Origin of the sequence: Variovorax robiniae, assembly GCF_037889955.1 — a bacterium.
Classification (GTDB): Bacteria; Pseudomonadota; Gammaproteobacteria; order Burkholderiales; family Burkholderiaceae_C; genus Variovorax; species Variovorax robiniae.
Map to the genome: position 1 here is coordinate 22,900 of NZ_JBBKZS010000021.1, position 17,573 is coordinate 40,472.

Annotated in this window: 15 protein-coding genes and 1 pseudogene; 10 read left to right on the forward strand and 6 right to left on the reverse strand. The window is 67.1% G+C overall.

The window, feature by feature from the left end:
• Positions 1-46: 46 nt before the first annotated feature.
• The gene (locus WKW79_RS30150; protein WP_340338921.1) at positions 47-1,450 is read left to right on the forward strand and encodes a hypothetical protein; all 1,404 of its coding nucleotides are present in this window, start codon (positions 47-49) and stop codon (positions 1,448-1,450) included.
• A 30-nt stretch (positions 1,451-1,480) separates the two neighbouring features.
• On the opposite strand, the gene WKW79_RS30155 is transcribed toward WKW79_RS30150, so the two are convergent.
• Complete coding sequence (locus tag WKW79_RS30155) at positions 1,481-2,497, reverse strand: Bug family tripartite tricarboxylate transporter substrate binding protein (RefSeq protein ID WP_340338922.1); 1,017 nt, start codon at positions 2,495-2,497, stop codon at positions 1,481-1,483.
• 116 nt (positions 2,498-2,613) lie between these two features.
• Here WKW79_RS30155 and WKW79_RS30160 point away from each other — a divergent pair, with 116 nt between their 5' ends.
• The 7 genes from WKW79_RS30160 to WKW79_RS30190 all read left to right on the forward strand — a co-directional run bounded on the left by WKW79_RS30160 (position 2,614) and on the right by WKW79_RS30190 (position 10,628).
• Positions 2,614-3,537, forward strand: coding sequence for an SMP-30/gluconolactonase/LRE family protein (locus tag WKW79_RS30160; protein ID WP_340338923.1), 924 nt, complete (start codon positions 2,614-2,616; stop codon positions 3,535-3,537).
• A 12-nt stretch (positions 3,538-3,549) separates the two neighbouring features.
• The gene (locus tag WKW79_RS30165; RefSeq protein ID WP_340338924.1) at positions 3,550-4,437 is read left to right on the forward strand and encodes a LysR substrate-binding domain-containing protein; all 888 of its coding nucleotides are present in this window, start codon (positions 3,550-3,552) and stop codon (positions 4,435-4,437) included.
• Positions 4,438-4,544: 107 nt separating this feature from the next.
• Positions 4,545-6,206, forward strand: a complete 1,662-nt coding sequence (locus WKW79_RS30170) for an L-lactate permease (RefSeq protein ID WP_340338925.1) — start codon at positions 4,545-4,547, stop codon at positions 6,204-6,206.
• An 83-nt stretch (positions 6,207-6,289) separates the two neighbouring features.
• Positions 6,290-7,795, forward strand: coding sequence for an FAD-linked oxidase C-terminal domain-containing protein (locus WKW79_RS30175; RefSeq protein ID WP_340338926.1), 1,506 nt, complete (start codon positions 6,290-6,292; stop codon positions 7,793-7,795).
• The gene (gene glcE, locus WKW79_RS30180; protein WP_340338927.1) at positions 7,795-8,889 is read left to right on the forward strand and encodes a glycolate oxidase subunit GlcE; all 1,095 of its coding nucleotides are present in this window, start codon (positions 7,795-7,797) and stop codon (positions 8,887-8,889) included. Before WKW79_RS30175 ends, glcE begins: the two co-directional genes overlap by 1 nt.
• Before the next feature lie 2 nt (positions 8,890-8,891).
• Positions 8,892-10,133, forward strand: a complete 1,242-nt coding sequence (gene glcF, locus WKW79_RS30185) for a glycolate oxidase subunit GlcF (RefSeq protein ID WP_340338928.1) — start codon at positions 8,892-8,894, stop codon at positions 10,131-10,133.
• Positions 10,134-10,226: 93 nt separating this feature from the next.
• On the forward strand, positions 10,227-10,628 hold the full coding sequence (locus WKW79_RS30190) for a carboxypeptidase regulatory-like domain-containing protein (protein ID WP_340338929.1): 402 nt from the start codon (positions 10,227-10,229) through the stop codon (positions 10,626-10,628).
• 10 nt (positions 10,629-10,638) lie between these two features.
• On the opposite strand, the pseudogene WKW79_RS30195 reads toward WKW79_RS30190, so the two are convergent.
• From WKW79_RS30195 to lplT, 3 genes and pseudogenes are all read right to left on the reverse strand, one after another.
• Positions 10,639-11,541: pseudogene (locus tag WKW79_RS30195) on the reverse strand (haloalkane dehalogenase); the annotation flags it as partial.
• Between the two features lie 52 nt (positions 11,542-11,593).
• Positions 11,594-12,082, reverse strand: a complete 489-nt coding sequence (locus WKW79_RS30200) for a glutathione peroxidase (RefSeq protein WP_340338930.1) — start codon at positions 12,080-12,082, stop codon at positions 11,594-11,596.
• A gap of 266 nt (positions 12,083-12,348) precedes the next feature.
• Positions 12,349-13,653: a lysophospholipid transporter LplT gene (gene lplT, locus WKW79_RS30205; RefSeq protein WP_340338931.1), complete on the reverse strand. Its 1,305-nt coding sequence runs from the start codon at positions 13,651-13,653 to the stop codon at positions 12,349-12,351.
• A gap of 202 nt (positions 13,654-13,855) precedes the next feature.
• Here lplT and alr point away from each other — a divergent pair, with 202 nt between their 5' ends.
• Both alr and WKW79_RS30215 read left to right on the forward strand, forming a co-directional pair.
• On the forward strand, positions 13,856-14,947 hold the full coding sequence (alr, locus tag WKW79_RS30210) for an alanine racemase (RefSeq protein ID WP_340338932.1): 1,092 nt from the start codon (positions 13,856-13,858) through the stop codon (positions 14,945-14,947).
• Positions 14,948-14,969: 22 nt separating this feature from the next.
• Positions 14,970-15,689: a hypothetical protein gene (locus WKW79_RS30215; protein WP_340338933.1), complete on the forward strand. Its 720-nt coding sequence runs from the start codon at positions 14,970-14,972 to the stop codon at positions 15,687-15,689.
• Positions 15,690-15,717: 28 nt separating this feature from the next.
• On the opposite strand, the gene WKW79_RS30220 is transcribed toward WKW79_RS30215, so the two are convergent.
• Both WKW79_RS30220 and WKW79_RS30225 read right to left on the reverse strand, forming a co-directional pair.
• Positions 15,718-16,695: a 2-dehydropantoate 2-reductase gene (locus WKW79_RS30220; RefSeq protein ID WP_340338934.1), complete on the reverse strand. Its 978-nt coding sequence runs from the start codon at positions 16,693-16,695 to the stop codon at positions 15,718-15,720.
• A 1-nt stretch (position 16,696) separates the two neighbouring features.
• Positions 16,697-17,476, reverse strand: coding sequence for a class II aldolase/adducin family protein (locus tag WKW79_RS30225; RefSeq protein ID WP_340338935.1), 780 nt, complete (start codon positions 17,474-17,476; stop codon positions 16,697-16,699).
• Between the last annotated feature and the right edge of the window lie 97 nt (positions 17,477-17,573).

Here is a 17,573-nt window from a genome sequence, read left to right on the forward strand (position 1 = left end):
GAACGGAGTCATAGATTTTGAGCGTCCGTCCGCATAGAGTCCGCCCATGGACACGACCTCGCTCGAAACCGACTACCTGGTGATTGGCGCCGGCGCCAATGCCATGTCCTTCGTCGACACGCTGCTCGACGAAACGCAGGCCGACATCGTCATGGTGGACCGGCACCATCGGCCCGGCGGTCATTGGAACGACGCCTATTCCTTCGTGCGCCTGCATTCACCGTCGGCCTTCTATGGCGTCAACTCGCGCCAACTGGGCAACGGCCACACGGATCAGGTAGGGCTCAACAAGGGTCTGTCGGAACTGGCTTCCGGCGCCGAGGTGGTGGACTACTTCGACCAGGTCATGAACCAGCGCTTCCTGCAGTCGGGGCGGGTGCGCCATTTCCCGATGTGCGATGTCGATGCGGATGGCACCGGCTTCACTTCGCTGCTGTCAGGTGCGCGGCAAGCGGTGAAGGTGCGTCGCAAGATTGTCGACGCGACCCATGCGCGCACCGAAGTGCCCTCCACGCGCCCGCCGCCGTACCCGGTGGCCGCGGGCGTGCGTTGCGTGCCGCCGAATGATCTGCCAAAGATCGGGCGTCCGCACCCCGCCTACGTGGTGATCGGCTCCGGCAAGACCGGCATCGACGCCTGCCAATGGTTGCTGGAGAACGGCGTGGACCCCGGCGCGATCCGCTGGATCGTCCCGCGCGATGCGTGGTTCCTGGACCGCGGCGCGGTGCAGCCCGGCATGGAGGGCTTCGATCGAACCTTCCTCGGGCTGGCCGAGCAGATGGAGGCGATCGCTGCCGCCACCTCGATGGCCGACCTGTTCCTGCGGCTCGAGGCGGCCCACCAGATGCTGCGCCTGTCGCCGGATATCGAGCCGACGATGTACCGCTGCGCCACCGTCGCACCGGCCGAGATGCGCGAGGTCCGGCGCATCACGAACATCGTGCGCCTGGGGCATGTGCGCTCCATCGAGCCGACACGCATCGTGCTCGACCACGGCACCGTGTCGGCCGATCCCGACTGGCTCTACGTCGACTGCACCGCCAACGGCATCCCGCCGCCGCAGGCCATGCGTGTGTTCGACGGCGACAGGGTCAACCTGCTGATGGTGCGCAGTTGCCTGCCGGCCTTCAGCTCGGCGCTGATCGCCTTCGTGGAAAGCCTGGACGCCGACGACGCGGAAAAGAACGCCCTCTGCGCCACCATCCCGCCACCCAGCGTGCCGGCCGACTGGCTGCGCATGATGGCCATTGCGATGGCCAACGGTCAGCGCTGGGGCAGGCATCCGGCCGTGTCGGAGTGGATGGGACGCGCACGGCTGAACACGCTGGGGAACATGGTGCGCGGCGTCGACGAAAGCGACGCGGACCGGCAGGCGCTGCTGCGTCGCTACCGTGCGGCCACCAAGCTGGCCGCGGCCCGCCTGCCGGAGTTGCTGGCGGCTGCGGGGTGAGGGTCGGCGTGGTGGTCGACCCTGTTGCTCTTACTCAGCCCGGATGTCGTTGTTCTTGACGACCTCGCCCAGCAGCTTGTAGTAGCTCTTGGTCATCGCATCGAGTTGCGCGGGCGTGCCGCCGCCGGCATCGTCGCCACGGTCGGCGATGGTCTTCTGGACGTTGGCGTCCTTGAGGGCCGTGTTCATCGCGGTATTCACCTTCGTCACGATGTCGGCCGGCAGGCCGGCGGGGCCGTAGAGGCCGATGAAGGAGATGATCTCGAAGTCCTTGATGCCGCTTTCCTTGGCGGTTGGCACATTGGGGAAAGCCGGCACGCGCTTGGGGCCGGTGGACATCAGCGCCTTGAGCTGCCCGGACTTGAGCATCGGCGCCACCACCGACGAGGCGTCGAACATGCACGGGATGCGGCCGGCGATCAGGTCGATCATGGCCGGGCTGCTGCCCTTGTACGGCACGTGGCTCATCTTGGGCTTGCCGATGCGCTCGCGGAACAGTTCCATGGCGGTCTGCACCAGGCTGCCGGGGCCGCCCGAGGCGTAGTCGACCGTCTTGCCGGCCTTGTCCTCCGCCTTGACCCAGGCGATGAATTCCTCGACGTTCTTCACCGGCAGGCTGGCCGGCACCACCAGCATCAGCGAGGAGGTCAGCAGCAGGCCGATGGGCGTGAGCTTGAGCGGGTCCGCCACCGGCGTGTTGCGGTAGGTGTGCGGATTCAGCACCATGTTGCTGCCATTGCCGACCAGCAGCTTGTAGCCGTCCGGCGGCGACTTGGCGACGTAGTCGGTCGCGATGTTGCCGTTGACGCCGGGCTTGTTGTCGATGACCACGCCCTGGCCCAGGCTGGTCTGCATGCCGGCCGTGAGCACGCGCCCGGCGAAGTCGGTCTGGCCGCCGGGTGGGTAGCCCACCACCAGCGTCACCGCCTTGTTGGGCCAGGCGCCCTGGGCGGAAGCGAATCCGGGGAGCACGCTGGCGGCGCCCCCCAGGCACAGTTGCAACGCACTGCGGCGCGACAGCGAAGTCTTGGGATGGATGGTGTTCATGGTCAGTTTCCCGTCAGTTTTTTGGGGCAGCCGCATCATAAGCGGGTGGTCGGCGCGCGCAAGGGCGTTGCTTGTGGGCGCGCAGGCGCTGCGCTTGACCGCACAATCGCAGCACCATGTGGCAGACCCTCCCAGACTCCCTTTGTGAACTTGGCGAATCGCCCTTCTGGCATCCGCAGGAGGGGGCCCTCTACTGGATCGACATCCCCGGCCGGTGCGTGCTGCGCACGCGCGGTGCGATCGGGCCCGATGTCGTCGTCGAGCGCTGGCCCTTGCCTGAGGAGCCTGGATGCATCGCGCCCGCCCGGCGCGGCGGCCTCGTGCTGGCCTTGCGCAGCGGCATCCATCGCGCCAGGGAATGGGGCGGCGCGCTGCAGTTGATGCGGGCCGCCGACTACGACACCGCGACCATGCGCTTCAACGACGGCAAGTGCGATCCGCTCGGCCGCTTCTGGGCTGGCACGCTGAACGAACCCAAGACGCAGCGCAATGCCACGCTGTATTGCCTGGACGCGCGCGGTGGCCGCACGCCGGTCGTGACGAAGATGGCGAATGAAGCCACCACCGCCAATGGCCTCGGGTTCTCGCCGGACGGGGGCACGCTGTATTGGTCCGACACTGCCGCGCACGTCGTGCGTGCATGGGACTGGGTCGGCGACAGCAACACGCTCTCGCGCGAGCGCGTGTTCCATCAATTTGCCGCCAAGCCCGAAGGCTGGAGTGCGGAGAGCGGTGTGCCCTACGAGGGTCGGCCCGACGGCGCAACCGTCGATGCCGCCGGCGACTACTGGTCGGCCATGTTCGAAGGCGGGCAACTGTTGCGCCTGTCACCCGACGGCACGCAGTTCGAAGCCATCCCCCTGCCGGTGCAATGCCCGACCATGCCGTGCTTCGGCGGCGACGACCTTCGCACACTGTTCGTCACCAGCGCGCGCAAGGGGCGGCCCGCGGCGGAGATCGATCGCCTGCCCGCGTCGGGCTGCGTCGTGATGCGCCGAGTCGAGGCCGCGGGCTCGCCAGTCAACTTCTTCGACGACTGATGTGCGGCGCGTATGTCCCTCCAGCACATCCCGCCTATCCAGTGCCTGCTGACCTTCGAGGCCGTGGCGCGCCTGCGGCATGCGGGTCGCGCGGCCGATGAACTCTGCGTGACGGCCAGCGCGGTCAGCCACCGGATCCGGCAACTGGAGTCGCATGTGGGCTTCAAGCTGTTCGGGCGCAGCGACTTCAGCCTCACGGCCGATGGCGCGGCCTACCTGGCCAATGTGCGCGCCGGGCTGGCGGCGCTGCAGGCGGTGCCGGGCAGCAGCAAGGCCACGCAGCGCGCGGCACGCCTGCGCGTGGCGGTGACGCCCACCTTCAGCCGCCAGTTCCTGATGCCGCGGCTGGAAGCCTTCCGCAATCTCTACCCCGATATCGACCTGGTGCTGCAGGTGTCGATCCCGCTGCTCGACGTGACCGGGGAGCAGGCCGACCTCGAGGTGCGCTACGGCCCCGGTGCGTATGCCGACTGCGAGCACCGCCTGCTGATCGAGGAAGAGGTGGTGCCGGCCTGCAGCCACAGCTACCTCAACGAGTTCGGCCCGTTCGACGGCTTTCGCACCGAGGCCGAGATCGCCAGCGCGCGCCTGATCCGCAGCCCGCTGGAGCCCTGGAACACCTGGTTCGCAAGCTGCGGCCTGGCCCGGACCGAGCCCAAGGTCGGCGCGCAGTTCAACGACCTGGGTCTCGTCTACGACGCCGCCGCCAGCGGCTTCGGCGTGGCACTCGTGCGGCTGAAGCTGGGCGCGGCCTGGCTTGAATCGGGGCGGCTGGTGCCGCTGTCGGACAAGCCGGTGATGTCGCCGCACAAACATTACATCTGCTGGCAGCCGGGGGCGCTGGAGCGGTGGCAATGCGCGGCGTTTGTCGACTGGCTCGCTCAGACGTTCCATTCCTGAAGGTGTGACGCCGCAAAATTTTCTCAAGCGGCGGACAAAAAACGATCAACCCGCTGCGGGGCACGCCTGCCTACAGTCACCGGCACAACTTTCCGGAGACACAAGATATGACCTGGCAGCAGATCTACGACCCGTTCGGCAACATGATCATTTCCACCGCGCTGGCCGCGATTCCGGTGGTGGTGATGCTGGCCTGCCTGGGCTTCTTCCACATCAAGGCGCACATCGCGGCCGGCCTGGGCCTGCTGGCCGCGCTGCTGGTCGCCGTCTTCGCCTATGGCATGCCCGCCGACATGGCCGGTCGCGCCGCCCTCTTCGGCGGCTTCACCGGCCTGCTGCCCATCGGCTGGATCGTGCTCAACATCATCTTCCTGCAGCAACTGGCCGAGCAGAACGGCAGCTTCAAGGTGCTGCAGGACTCGCTCTCTGGCATCACCGAGGACCGGCGCATCCAGCTGCTGCTGATCGCCTTCTGCTTCGGCGCGTTCTTCGAGGGTGCAGCCGGCTTCGGGACGCCCGTGGCGGTGACCGCGGGCATCCTGATCGGCCTGGGCTTCTCGCCGCTGGCCGCCTCCGGCCTCTCGCTCATCGCCAATACCGCGCCGGTCGCCTTCGGGGCCTTGGGCACGCCGGTCATCACGCTGGCCAAGGTGCACGGCTACGACTTGATGGAAGTCACCGCGATGATCGGCCGCCAGCTGCCCTTCTTCTCGCTGCTGGTGCCCTTCTGGCTGATCTGGGCCTTCGCCGGGCGCAAGGCCATGATGGAGATCTGGCCGGCGATCCTGGTGACGGGCCTGTCGTTTGCCATCCCGCAGTACCTGGTCTCCAACTTCATCGGCCCGGAACTCGTGGACATCATCGCGGCCATCGTCTCGATGGTCAGCCTGGTGCTGTTCCTGCGCGTCTGGCAGCCGAAGAAGATCTGGCACTCGCCGTCGCTGCGCGGCAAGGACGTGAGCGCGCATGAGGCCAAGCCGCCTGCGCCGATCGTGGTGCATCCGCGCGCGGAGCTGATCCGTGCCTGGACGCCCTGGCTGATCCTGTCGGTGTTCGTCTTCGTCTGGGGCCTGCCGCCGGTGAAGGCCGCGCTCAACGGCATCTTCGCTCCGTCCTTCCCGATGGCCGGGCTGCACAACATGATCGACAAGATGCCGCCGGTGGTGCCCACGCCGCACAAGGAGTCGGCCGTCTACGTGCTCAACCTGATGTCGGCCACGGGCACGGGCATCCTGCTGTCGGCCATCGTGAGCGCGCTGTTCATGAAGTACAGCCCGGTGGAGATCGTGCGCACTTTCTTTCGCACGCTGTGGCTGGTGCGCTACTCGCTGCTGACGATCGTGCTGATGCTGGCGCTGGGCACCTTGACGCGCTTCTCGGGCACGGACACCACGCTGGGGCTGGCCTTTGCGAACACCGGTGCGTTCTATCCCTTCTTCGGCACGCTGATGGGCTGGATCGGGGTGGCGATGACGGGCTCCGACACCGCATCGAACGTCTTGTTCGGCGGCATGCAGAAGGTGGCGGCGGAGCAACTCGGCCTGAGCCCGAACCTGATGGGTGCGGCCAACAGCTCGGGTGGCGTGATGGGCAAGATGATCGATGCGCAGTCGATCGTGGTGGCCTCCACAGCCACGCGCTGGTTCGACCATGAGGGCGACATCCTGCGCTATGTGTTCTTCCACTCGATCGCGCTGGCCGCGCTGGTGGGGCTGTACGTGACCTTGCAGGCGTATGTGTGGCCGTTCACGCTGATGGTTGTTCATTGAGAATGTCGGAATGAAGCAGCCCACGATGCTTCCGATCGCAACCACCAACGCTGTTGCGACGCACAGAGCAATGAAAGACTGAAATGAATGCCCCCGTCACGCCCACGCAGAACGAATTGCTCTCGAAGACGGAACGCCAGGCGCAGGTCGTGCGCGCATTGCAGGCCGACCTGCCCGCGCATGCACTGATCTGGCATGACGAGGACACGACGCCTTACGAGTGCGACGGCCTCACGGCCTACCGCGCGCGCCCGCTGGTCGTGGCCTTGCCCGAGACCGCGGCGCAAGTGCAGGCCGTGCTCAAGACCTGTCACAAGCTCAACGTGCCAGTCGTGGCGCGCGGCGCCGGCACCGGCCTCTCCGGCGGCGCGATGCCCGACACGATGGGCGTGACCCTCTCGCTCGCCAAGTTCAACAACATCATCGAGATCGATCCGGTCGCCCGCACCGCCAGCGTGCAGTGCGGCGTGCGCAACCTCGCGATCAGCGAGGCCGCCGCGCCCTACGGCCTCTACTACGCGCCCGACCCGTCGAGCCAGATCGCCTGCACCATCGGCGGCAATGTCGCCGAGAACTCGGGCGGCGTACATTGCCTCAAGTACGGCCTGACCTTGCACAACGTGCTGCGCGTGCGCGGCTTCATGGCCGATGGCGAGCCGGTCGAGTTCGGTGGCGCAGCGCTCGACGCGCCTGGCCTCGACCTGCTGGCGCTCGTGGTCGGCAGCGAAGGCATGCTGGCCGTGACCACAGAGGTGTTGGTGAAACTGGTGCCAAAGCCGCAACTCGCGCGCTGCATCATGGCCAGCTTCGACGACGTGCGAAAGGCCGGCGATGCGGTCGCCGCTGTGATCGCCGCCGGCATCATCCCGGCCGGCCTGGAGATGATGGACAAGCCCATGACTGCCGCCGTCGAGGACTTCGTGCGCGCAGGCTACGACCTCACGGCCGCCGCGATCCTGCTCTGCGAATCCGACGGCACGCCGGAGGAAGTCGAGGAAGAGATCGGCCGCATGAGCGAGGTGTTGCGAAGCTGCGGCGCCACGGCCATCGCGGTGAGCACCAGCGAAGACGAACGCCTCAAGTTCTGGAGCGGCCGCAAGAACGCCTTCCCCGCATCCGGCCGCATCAGTCCCGACTACATGTGCCTGGACTCCACCATCCCGCGCAAGCGCCTGGCCGACATCCTGCTCGCCATCCAGGAGATGGAGAAGAAGTACAACCTGCGCTGCTGCAACGTGTTCCACGCCGGGGACGGCAACCTGCACCCGCTGGTGCTGTTCGATGCCAACGACCCGGACGAGCTGCACCGCTGCGAACTCTTCGGCGCCGACATCCTCGAGACCAGCGTCGCGATGGGCGGCACCGTGTCGGGCGAGCATGGCGTGGGCGTGGAAAAGCTCAACAGCATGTGCGTGCAGTTCACCGCGGCCGAGAACGAGCAGATGTTCGGCGTGAAGCGCGCCTTCGACCCGAGCGGCAACCTGAACCCGGGCAAGGTGATCCCGACCTTGCAGCGTTGCGCGGAGTACGGCAAGCAGGTCTTCCGCGCCAGCGCGCAGACGCCCTTCGCCGACCTTCCACGTTTCTGATGAGCACCATGGATTCCACTTTGCAAGCGCTGGTCGAGTGCGTTCGCGCCGCGGCCGCCAGCGCCAACCCCTTGCGCATCCGCGGCGGCGACACGCGCGACTTCTACGGCGAACCCGGCAGCGGCGAGCCGCTGGACACCCGGCCGCTCGCGGGCATCGTGAGCTATGAGCCCAGCGAACTCGTCGTCACCGTGCGCGCCGGTACGCCGCTGTCCGAACTCGAAGCGCTGCTTGCCGCCGAGGGCCAGTGCCTGGCCTTCGAGCCGCCGCGCTTCGGCAGCGGCGGCACGGTCGGCGGCATGGTCGCCGCCGGGCTCAGCGGCCCTTCGCGCGCCAGCGTCGGCTCGGTGCGCGACCATGTGCTCGGCGCGGAACTGCTCAACGGCAAGGCCGAGCTGCTGCGCTTTGGCGGCACGGTCATGAAGAACGTTGCAGGCTATGACGTCTCGCGCGTGCTCGCCGGGTCGCTGGGCACATTGGGTGTCATCACGGAGGTCAGCCTCAAGGTGCTGCCGGTGCCGCCGGCCGAAGCGACCTTGCGCTTCGACTGCAGCCAGGCCGATGCACTGACGCTGCTCAATGCATGGGGCGGCCAGCCCCTGCCACTGAACGCGAGTTGCTGGGTCGAGGACGCCAGCAATCCCATGCTCTACCTGCGGCTGCGTGGCGCCGCGGCAGCGGTCGAAGCCGCCTGCACGCACCTCGGTGGCGAGCGGCAGCAGAACGTCGCCGCCGACTGGGACGCCTGCCGCGACCAGACCCTGCCGTGGTTCATCGACACACCGGGCACGCACGACCTGTGGCGCGTCTCCGTGCCGCAGACCGCGCCCGTGTTGGCCATAGACGGCGAGTCGCCGCTGATCGAATGGCATGGCGCCCAGCGCTGGTACCGCGCACCGTCGGGCCAAGGCGCGACCATCCGTGCCGCGGCACGCGAAGCCGGCGGCCATGCGACGCTCTTCCGTCCAGCCGATGCGTCGCAAACCGACGCACGATTCGACACGCTCTCGCCCGCCCTCGCGCGCGTGCAGCGCAACCTGATGCATGAGTTCGACCCGCATCGCCTCTTCAACCGCGGCCGCCTCGGCAACTGACCATGCAAACAGAACTCGCCCCCGAATTCCAGAACACGCCCGACGGCCGTGAAGCCGAAGCCATCCTGCGCAAGTGCGTGCACTGCGGCTTCTGCACCGCCACCTGCCCGACCTACCAGCTGCTCGGCGACGAACTCGACGGCCCGCGCGGACGCATCTACCTCATCAAGCAGGTGCTCGAAGGCAAGGCGCCCACGCGCAGCACGCAAATGCACCTGGACCGCTGCCTCACCTGCCGCAACTGCGAGAGCACCTGCCCGAGCGGCGTGCAGTACGGGCACCTGGTGGACATCGGCCGCAAGATCGTCGACGAGAAGGTACCGCGCACGGGCAAGGAATCCGCCACGCGCTGGCTGCTGAAGGAGGGACTTCCTTCGCCGCTGTTCGGCCCTGCGATGAAGCTCGGCCAGAGCGTGCGCGGGCTGCTGCCAGAAAAGCTCAAGGCCAAGGTGCCGGTGAAGCAGGGCGCCGGTGCCTGGCCCACGCGCCAGCACGCACGCAAGGTGCTCATGCTCGCCGGTTGCGTGCAGCCGTCGATGATGCCCAACATCAACAGCGCCACCGCGCGCGTGCTCGACGCGGCCGGCATCGAAACCGTCATCGCGAAGGAGGCGGGCTGCTGCGGCGCCGTCAAGTTCCACCTCAACGACCACGAAGGCGGCAAGGCCCAGATGCGCGCCAACATCGACGCCTGGTGGCCGCAGGTGGAAAGCGGCGCGGTCGAGGCGATCGTGATGAACGCATCGGGCTGCGGCGTCACGGTGCGCGAATACGGTCACATGCTGAAGGACGATGCGGCCTATGCCGCGAAGGCCGCGCGTATCAGTGCACTGACGCGTGACCTCAGCGAGTTGTTGCCAGACCTGGTGAAGTCGCTCAAGCCGCGCGTGAAGGCGCCGGCCGGCGTCGTCGCCTACCACCCGCCTTGCACCTTGCAACACGGCCAGAAGCTGCGCGGCGGCGTCGAGGTCGACCTGCGCGCGCTGGGCTTCGACATCCAGGTCGCGCGCAACGAATCGCACCTGTGCTGCGGTTCCGCGGGCACCTATTCCGTGCTGCAACCCGAATTGGCCTATCCGCTGCGCGATCGCAAGCTGGGGCACCTGAACCAACTGCAGCCGAGCACCATCGTGTCGGCCAACATCGGTTGCATCACGCACCTGCAAAGCGGCAGCGAAACGCCGGTGCGGCACTGGGTCGAACTGCTCGACGCGGCGCTTGCGCCGTCCGCCACATCGGCCTGATCGCACAGGCATTGCAGGACGGGTCCGACCCGCTGCATGCCCGTCGCGCCGCACCATGACGCCAACCTGATCCCTATCAGGAAGGAGTTCCAAATGGTTTCCCTTGTTTCTTCCAGCTTGCTGCGCAACGGCGTTGTCGCCTGCGCCATCGCCACTGCGGCCTGCGGCGCGTGGGCTCAGAAACCCGATGGACCGACCCACGTGTGCGGTGGCATCGGCTCGGATGAATCCGTGGCGATGCGCTCGCAGATGAAGGACCATCCGCTGTCGCTGATGTTCGCGCGACCCGATGGCGCCTACCTGGCCGACGTCGATGTGACGATCCAGGACGCGACGACCGCGGCCCCGGCCTACGTATTCCGCGCCCGCGGCCCGCTGTGCTTGGTCGACCTGCCGACGGGTTCCTACATGGTCCAGGCCAGCAGCGGTGGCGTCACCAAGAACCTGCCGGTGACGCTCGCAAGCGCACCGAGGACGGTGGATTTCCGTTTCTGATCGAAGTGCTTCAACGGAACGCCTGCACCGCGGCCAGCGCCGCGGGCTCGCCCATTTCCTGCACGAAGTGACCAGCCTTTTCGAGCACCAGCGGCTCGGGGCAATTGCGGATCAATTTCTGCAGCGCGCGCATCGCAGGCACACCCATCACGGGGTCTTGCGCGCCGACCGCCATCACGGTCCGGCCTTGCCACTGCTGACCGAAGAAGTCACGCGCCGCGCGTGACTCGGCCGCGCCGTTGGCGTCCGGAAATTCCGGCACCATTGGCGGAAAGGCACGCAGCGCCGCGCGATACGCGGGACCGGGAAAGGGGGCGTTGTAGGCGGCGCATTCTTCCGAGCGCATCTGCGGATTGCCGCGCGCAAACAGCCGGCCCACATCGAACTCGGGATTTTTCGCGCACATCTCGCGCCAGGCCAGGAAGCCAGCGCCCAGCGGCGCATCGCCCGTGCCGAACCCTGTATTCATGACGAGCAAATCGCGATAGCGCTGCGGCGCGACCATCGGCAGCGTCAAGCCGAGCAGACCGCCCCAGTCCTGCACCACCAGCGCCACGTCGCGCAGGTCCAGCCGCTCGACGAATTCCAGCAGCACCTGCCGATGCCAGGTGAAGCTGTGCGCGCCGTCGTCCGTGGGCTTGTCGCTTCTGCCGAAGCCGATCAGATCCGGCGCGACCACGCGATGCCCGGCCTCCAGGAAGCTCGGAATCATCTTGCGGTAGAGGTAGCTCCACGTCGGATTGCCGTGCAGGCACAACCAGGTCGTCGCCGCGTCACGCGGGCCTTCGTCGAGGTAGTGCATGCGCAGGCCCGACAGCGAGGGCAAGTCCGCGATGTAGTGCGGTGCCCAGGGATAGCCGGGCAGGTTGTCGAAGCGCTCGTCGGGCGTGCGCACCGCGTCGTGCCGCACCGGAGATGTGGTCATCAGGCTTGCTCCTGCGTTCATCGCGCGAATCGGGTGCGGATCAGGTGGCCTGCAGCGCCTTCTCGATATCCCGCGTCATGGAAGCCGGCGTGTCCAGCGGCGCATAGCGCTTGAGCACCTTGCCGTCGCGCCCGACCAGGAACTTGGTGAAGTTCCACTTGATCGCGGTCATGCCGAGCAGGCCCGGCTTTTCCTTGGTGAGGTACTGGTAGAGCGGTGCGGCGTTGCTGCCGTTGACGTCGATCTTCTCCATCATCGGAAAGCTCACACCGTAGTTCTTGGTGCAGAACGCGCCGATTTCCTCGTTGGTGCCGGGGTCTTGCGCGCCGAACTGGTTCGACGGAAAGCCCAGCACGGTGAGGCCTTCGCCGGAATACTTTTCGTGCAGCTTTTCGAGGCCTTCGAACTGCGGCGTGAAGCCGCATTTGCTCGCCGTGTTGACGATCAGCAGGACCTTGCCCTTGAATTTCTTGAGTGCGATGGGCTTGCCATCGATGCTGGTCGCCTCGAAGTCATAGATGCTTGCCATGGCCAATCCTTGCTGTGGGTAAAGGTAAAGGCGTGCATCCTAGTCGCAGCGGGAAGACATGTCTGTCACCGCCGTACGAAGCCTGTGCGAGCGCTGTCTGTTCGGGAGCACCCGCGGAACCGGCTTTGCCGGGCCGCTGGGTGCGCCCCCTTGAGGGCTGAGGGCCGCGGCCCCAAGCCTGCCTGCGCAGGCTTGGACGGCCCGCAAGAGCAGCTGCCTCTGGCGGCCGCCCGATGCGCCGCAGGCGCTGCAGGGGTGGGCCTATTTCAATGATGCTTGTCGCTGCGCGCGATCTGCAGCAGGTGCTCGATTTCCTCGGGGTACTTCTTGAGGTTGTAGTTGTACCAAAGCTGGATGATCCACATGACCCCACCGACCAACCCGCCGAAGGCCGCGATGGCCATGTACACCGACAGCCCTGCGCCGGTGCAGGCGCTGTAGAACACGCCCAGCACCAGGATGCAGGCCTGCTCGTTGAAGTTCTGCACGGCGATGGAGCGGCCGGCGCCCATCAGGTTGTGGCCGCGGTGCTGCAGCAGCGCGTTCATCGGCACCACCAGGAAGCCACCCAGCCCGCCCAGCAGCACCAGGAACGGAATCGCCACCCACAGGTTGGTGATGAAGATCAGCGAGATCAGCAGCAGCCCCATGCCGATGCCCATCGGAATCACCCGCGTCGCCATGTCCAGCTTCATGCGCATCGAAGCCACCACCGCGCCGACGGCGGTGCCCACCACCACCACGCCGGTCAGTGCCGTGGCCTGTGCCGTGCTGTAGCCCAGGGCCAGCGTGCCCCATGCCAGCACGATGTACTTGAGGCTGCCGCTGGCGCCCCAGAACAGCGTGGTCGTGGCCAGCGAGATCTGTCCGAGCCGATCGCGCCACAGGCGCGAATTGCAGTGCCAGAAGTCCGGCAGCAGCGCGACCAGGTTGGACAGGAAGCTCTTGCGCGGATTGGAGCGCAGCGGCCGCATCTCGACGCCGGTGTGCGGGATGCGCGTGTTGAACCAGGCGGCGATCAGGTACACGAAGATCAGCACGGCGATCGCGGCTTCGGAGGGCGTGTCGACGCCGGTGTCGATGAAGGGTACGTCGAACTTCAGCAGGAAGTGCGACACCGTGTGCCCCACCAATTGCCCGCCCAGCAGGATGCCCAGGATGATCGATGCGATGGTGAGGCCTTCGATCCAGCCGTTGGCCTTGACCAGTTGCGAGGCCGGCAGCAGCTCCGTCAGGATCCCGTACTTGGCCGGCGAGTAGGCCGCCGCGCCCAGGCCGACGATGGCGTAGGACAACAATGGATGCGAGCCGAACAGCATCATCACGCAGCCCAGCACCTTGATGCCGTTGCTGATGAACATCACCTTGCCTTTCGGCAAGGCGTCGGAGAATGCGCCCAGCAGTGGCGCCAACACCACATAGAAGATGGCGAAGATCGGCACCAGTGCCGCGCGTTGCCATTCGGCCGCGCCCGTGCTTCTCATCAGTTCGATGGCGGCGACGAAAAGCGCGTTGTCGGCCACAGACGAAAAGAACTGGGCCGACATGATGGTGTAAAAACCGCGCTTCATCGATGAGCATGCTGGCCAGTGGGGAAAAAGGCCGCTGGCAAAAGTGGGGAATGGTCGCCGCCGCTCGGGCGGACAGGCGGTTATAGCATGGGGGTCCAATGCCAGAATCAGCCTGCCGCTACGGGTTCACCCGCGCCCCGATCGTGCCGTTTTGCGCGCCCTGAGCCCCGCCATCCTCCACGTTCCACATTCGCCCCATCCGATGCCGCGTCCCATCCTCGCCACCATCCACACCGACGCACTGCGCCACAACCTGGACCGCGCACGCCGCGCCGCGCTCGATGCGCGCGTGTGGGCGGTCGTCAAGGCCAACGCCTACGGTCACGGCATCGAGCGGGCCTATGAAGGGCTGCGCGGCGCCGACGGCTTTGCGCTGCTCGACCTGGCCGAGGCCGAACGTGTGCGCGCACTCGGCTGGCGCGGCCCGATCCTGCTGCTGGAAGGCGTCTTCGATGCGCGCGACCTGGAACTCTGCTCGCGCCTCGACCTCTGGCACACCGTGCATTGCGACGAGCAGATCGACATGCTCGCGGCGCACAAGACGCAGCAGCCGCAGCGCGTCTTCCTCAAGATGAACTCGGGCATGAACCGGCTCGGCTTCACGCCCGAACGCTACCGCGCCGCCTGGACGCGCCTCAACGCGCTGCCGCAGGTCGACGAGATTTCGCTGGTCACGCACTTCAGCGACGCTGACGGGCCGCGCGGCATCGACGCGCAAGTCGAGGCCTTCCGCCGCGCCACCGAAGACCTGCCCGGCGAGCGCTCCATCGCCAACAGTGCCGCATTGTTGAGACACCCCTCGGACACGCGCGCCGATTGGGTGCGCCCCGGCATCCTGCTGTACGGCAGCGCACCCGACTTTCCGGCGCACGATGCGGCGCACTGGCAATTGCAACCCACGATGACGCTGGCCACCCGGCTCATCGGCATCCAGGAACTGGCGCCAGGCGCGCGGGTCGGCTACGGCTCCAGCTTCGAGGCCGAGCAACCGATGCGCATCGGCATCGCCGCGGTCGGCTATGCGGACGGCTATCCGCGCCATGCCGACACCGGCACGCCGGTGCTGGTCAATGGCGTGCGTACGCGCATGGTCGGACGGGTGAGCATGGACATGATCACGGTCGACCTGACGCCGGTGCCGAACGCGGGCTTTGGCAGCGAGGTCGTGCTGTGGGGGCGCTCGGCCGTCAACGGCGCCGTGTTGCCGATCGACGACGTCGCGCGCGCCGCGGGTACCGTCGGTTACGAACTCATGTGCGCGCTGGCCTTGCGGGTGCCTACGATCGTTGCATGACGGTCGAGTCGTTCATCAGCGCATGAAAGTCCTCTCCAACTGGCGCTCTGTCAGGTTGTGGGAGAGCGTCTACGAACGCGACCTGCGGCGGCGCCACAGCCTGAGTGCCCACGGCATCCTGATCGGCATCGTCACGCTGCTGCTGATGTGGGGCGCCGCGGCCTTGGTACGGCAACTGGGTGGGCATTCGCTGGCGTTGCGCTATGTCATCACGCTGGGCGTCGGCTACGTTGCCTACCTGCTCATCCTGCGCTGGTGGGCACAGCGCCTGGTGGAAGGCCGCACGGACATGAACTTCGACCTGCCGGAGGGCGGCAGCGGGCTCGACACCGAGACAGGCTATGCGGCACTGGCCCGGGCCGACGGCACCGGGCTCGGCGACCTGCCGGGCGGTTCGCTCGACTTGGCCAGCGCGGCCGACGGCGAACTCATCGTGGTGCCGGTCGTCGCGATCTTCCTGCTCGGCATCGCGGTGGCGCTGGGCGCGGGTTGGCTGGTGATGCTGTTCTTCGGCACCGACGTGCTGCTGGCCGTCACGCTCGAACTCGCCTTTTCATACGTGGCAGCGCGCGCCACCGTGCGCCTCGCGCGCGCCGGCTGGCTGTCGGCCGCGGTGAAGCTCACCTGGAAACCATTGCTCGGCGCACTGATCTGCGCGGTCGTGCTGGGCGCAGCGATCGACGTGCTCCTGCCCGATGCGAAGACGCTGCCGCAGGCGGTGGGGATGGTGATCAGGAAGTGAGCCACCGGCGCGCCTGCGCCACGGCGGTTCAGTACAGGCCGAGTTGACGTGCCTGCAAGCGTGACAGGCCCAGCAGCGCATCGGTGAACGGCGTCGGCACGCCAGTCATCTGGCCCAGTTCGCGCACCGCGCTCACGAGCGCATCGAGCTCGACCGCGCGGCCCGCTTCCACGTCCTGCAGCATCGAGGTCTTGAAGGCGCCGAGCCGGCGCGTCACGGCATGGCGGTCCTCGGGCGTGTCGGTGATCGGAATGCCGATGCGCGCGCCGATTTCCTTGGCCTCCAGCATCACGGTCGAGATGAAGCCGAGCACCAGTTCGTCGCCGAGGATCCGATCGGTGGTGGCGCGGGTGAGGGCGCTGATCGGGTTCACCGTCATGTTGCCCCACAGCTTGAACCACACGTCCTTCTGGATCTGTGCCGACAGCTTGGCATCGATGCCGGCGCGCGTGAGCAAGTCCAGCAAGGCCTGCGCGCGGGGCGTGGCCTCGCCCGAGGGCTCGCCGATGATGAGTCCGTTGCCGAAGTGATGCCGCACCACGCCTGGTGCATCGAGCGAGCAGCTGCAGTGCACGACGCCGCCAATCACATGCTGATCGGGAATGGCCGCGGCGATGGCGCCATCAGGGTCCACTGCCGCGAGCCGCCGGCCCGCGACCTCGCCACCGAAGCCGCCCTGCAGGAACCACCACGGCACGCCGTTCATCGCGACCATCACAGCAGTGTCTGGTCCGAGCAGCGGCGCGATCTGCGTGGCCACGCCCGCGAGCGAAGGCGCCTTCACGGCCACGACCACCAGGTCCTGCTCGCCAAGTTCGGCCGGGTCGGCCACGGCGTTGACCGGCACGCGCGTGCGCACGTCGCCGCGCATCAGCGACAGGCCGTCGCGCTGCAAGGCTTCCAGGGTTGCGCCGCGCGCCACCACGTTGATGCGCTCGCCGGCTTGCGACAGCGCCACGCCGATCCAGCCGCCGATGGCGCCGGCGCCGTAGATGCAGATCTTCATTTCAGTTCTTGTAGGAGTCGTCGATGCGATCGACCTGCCGCACCAAGGCATCGAACACATCGCGCCCGGCACCGTGGTTCGGGTTGAACTGCAGTGCATCGCGCGTGCAGCGCTGCGCGACATCTTCGCCGATCGGAATGGCCTGGCCCATCGAGAAGGTCGCCATCTGGATCTCGCAGGCGCGCTGCAGCGTCCAGAGGATCGCGAAGGTCTGGGGCAGCGTCTGGCCCCAGGCCAGCAGGCCGTGGTTGCGCAGGATCACGGCCGGTTTGCCGTCGATGCTCTTCAGGAGCCGCGGCCCTTCGTCGGCATGGATCGTGATGCCCTCGAAGTCGTGGTACGCCACCATGCCATGCAGCTGCGCGGTGTAGAAGTTGGTCTGCTGCAGGCCGCCCTGCAGGCAGGCCACCGCCACGCCCGCCGTGGTGTGCGTGTGCATCACGCAATGCGCGTCGGGGAGGTTGTCGTGGATGGCGGCATGTACCGTGAACCCGGCCGGGTTGACCGGGAAGGCGCCGCCGTCGAGTACGTTCCCTTCCAGGTCGATCTTCAGCAGGTTGCTGGCCGTGACCTCGGTGTAGTGCAGGCCGAAGGGGTTGATGAGGAACTGCTTCTGGCCACCCGTCACGCTGTCGGGCAATCGCACCGTGATGTGGTTGTAGATCATCTCGGTCCAGCCCAGCATCGCGAAGACGCGATAGCAGGCCGCGAGTTGCAATCGCGCGGCGCGCTCGTCCGGATGCATCAGCGTGGCGTCAGGGGTATCGAGGCGGGTGTTCATCTGGGTCTGCCTTTCAGTTTCAATATCCCCTTGCGCACCATGCGCCGCCTCTCTTGCCAGGGACACCGCGGAACCGGCTTTGCCGGGCCGCGGGTGT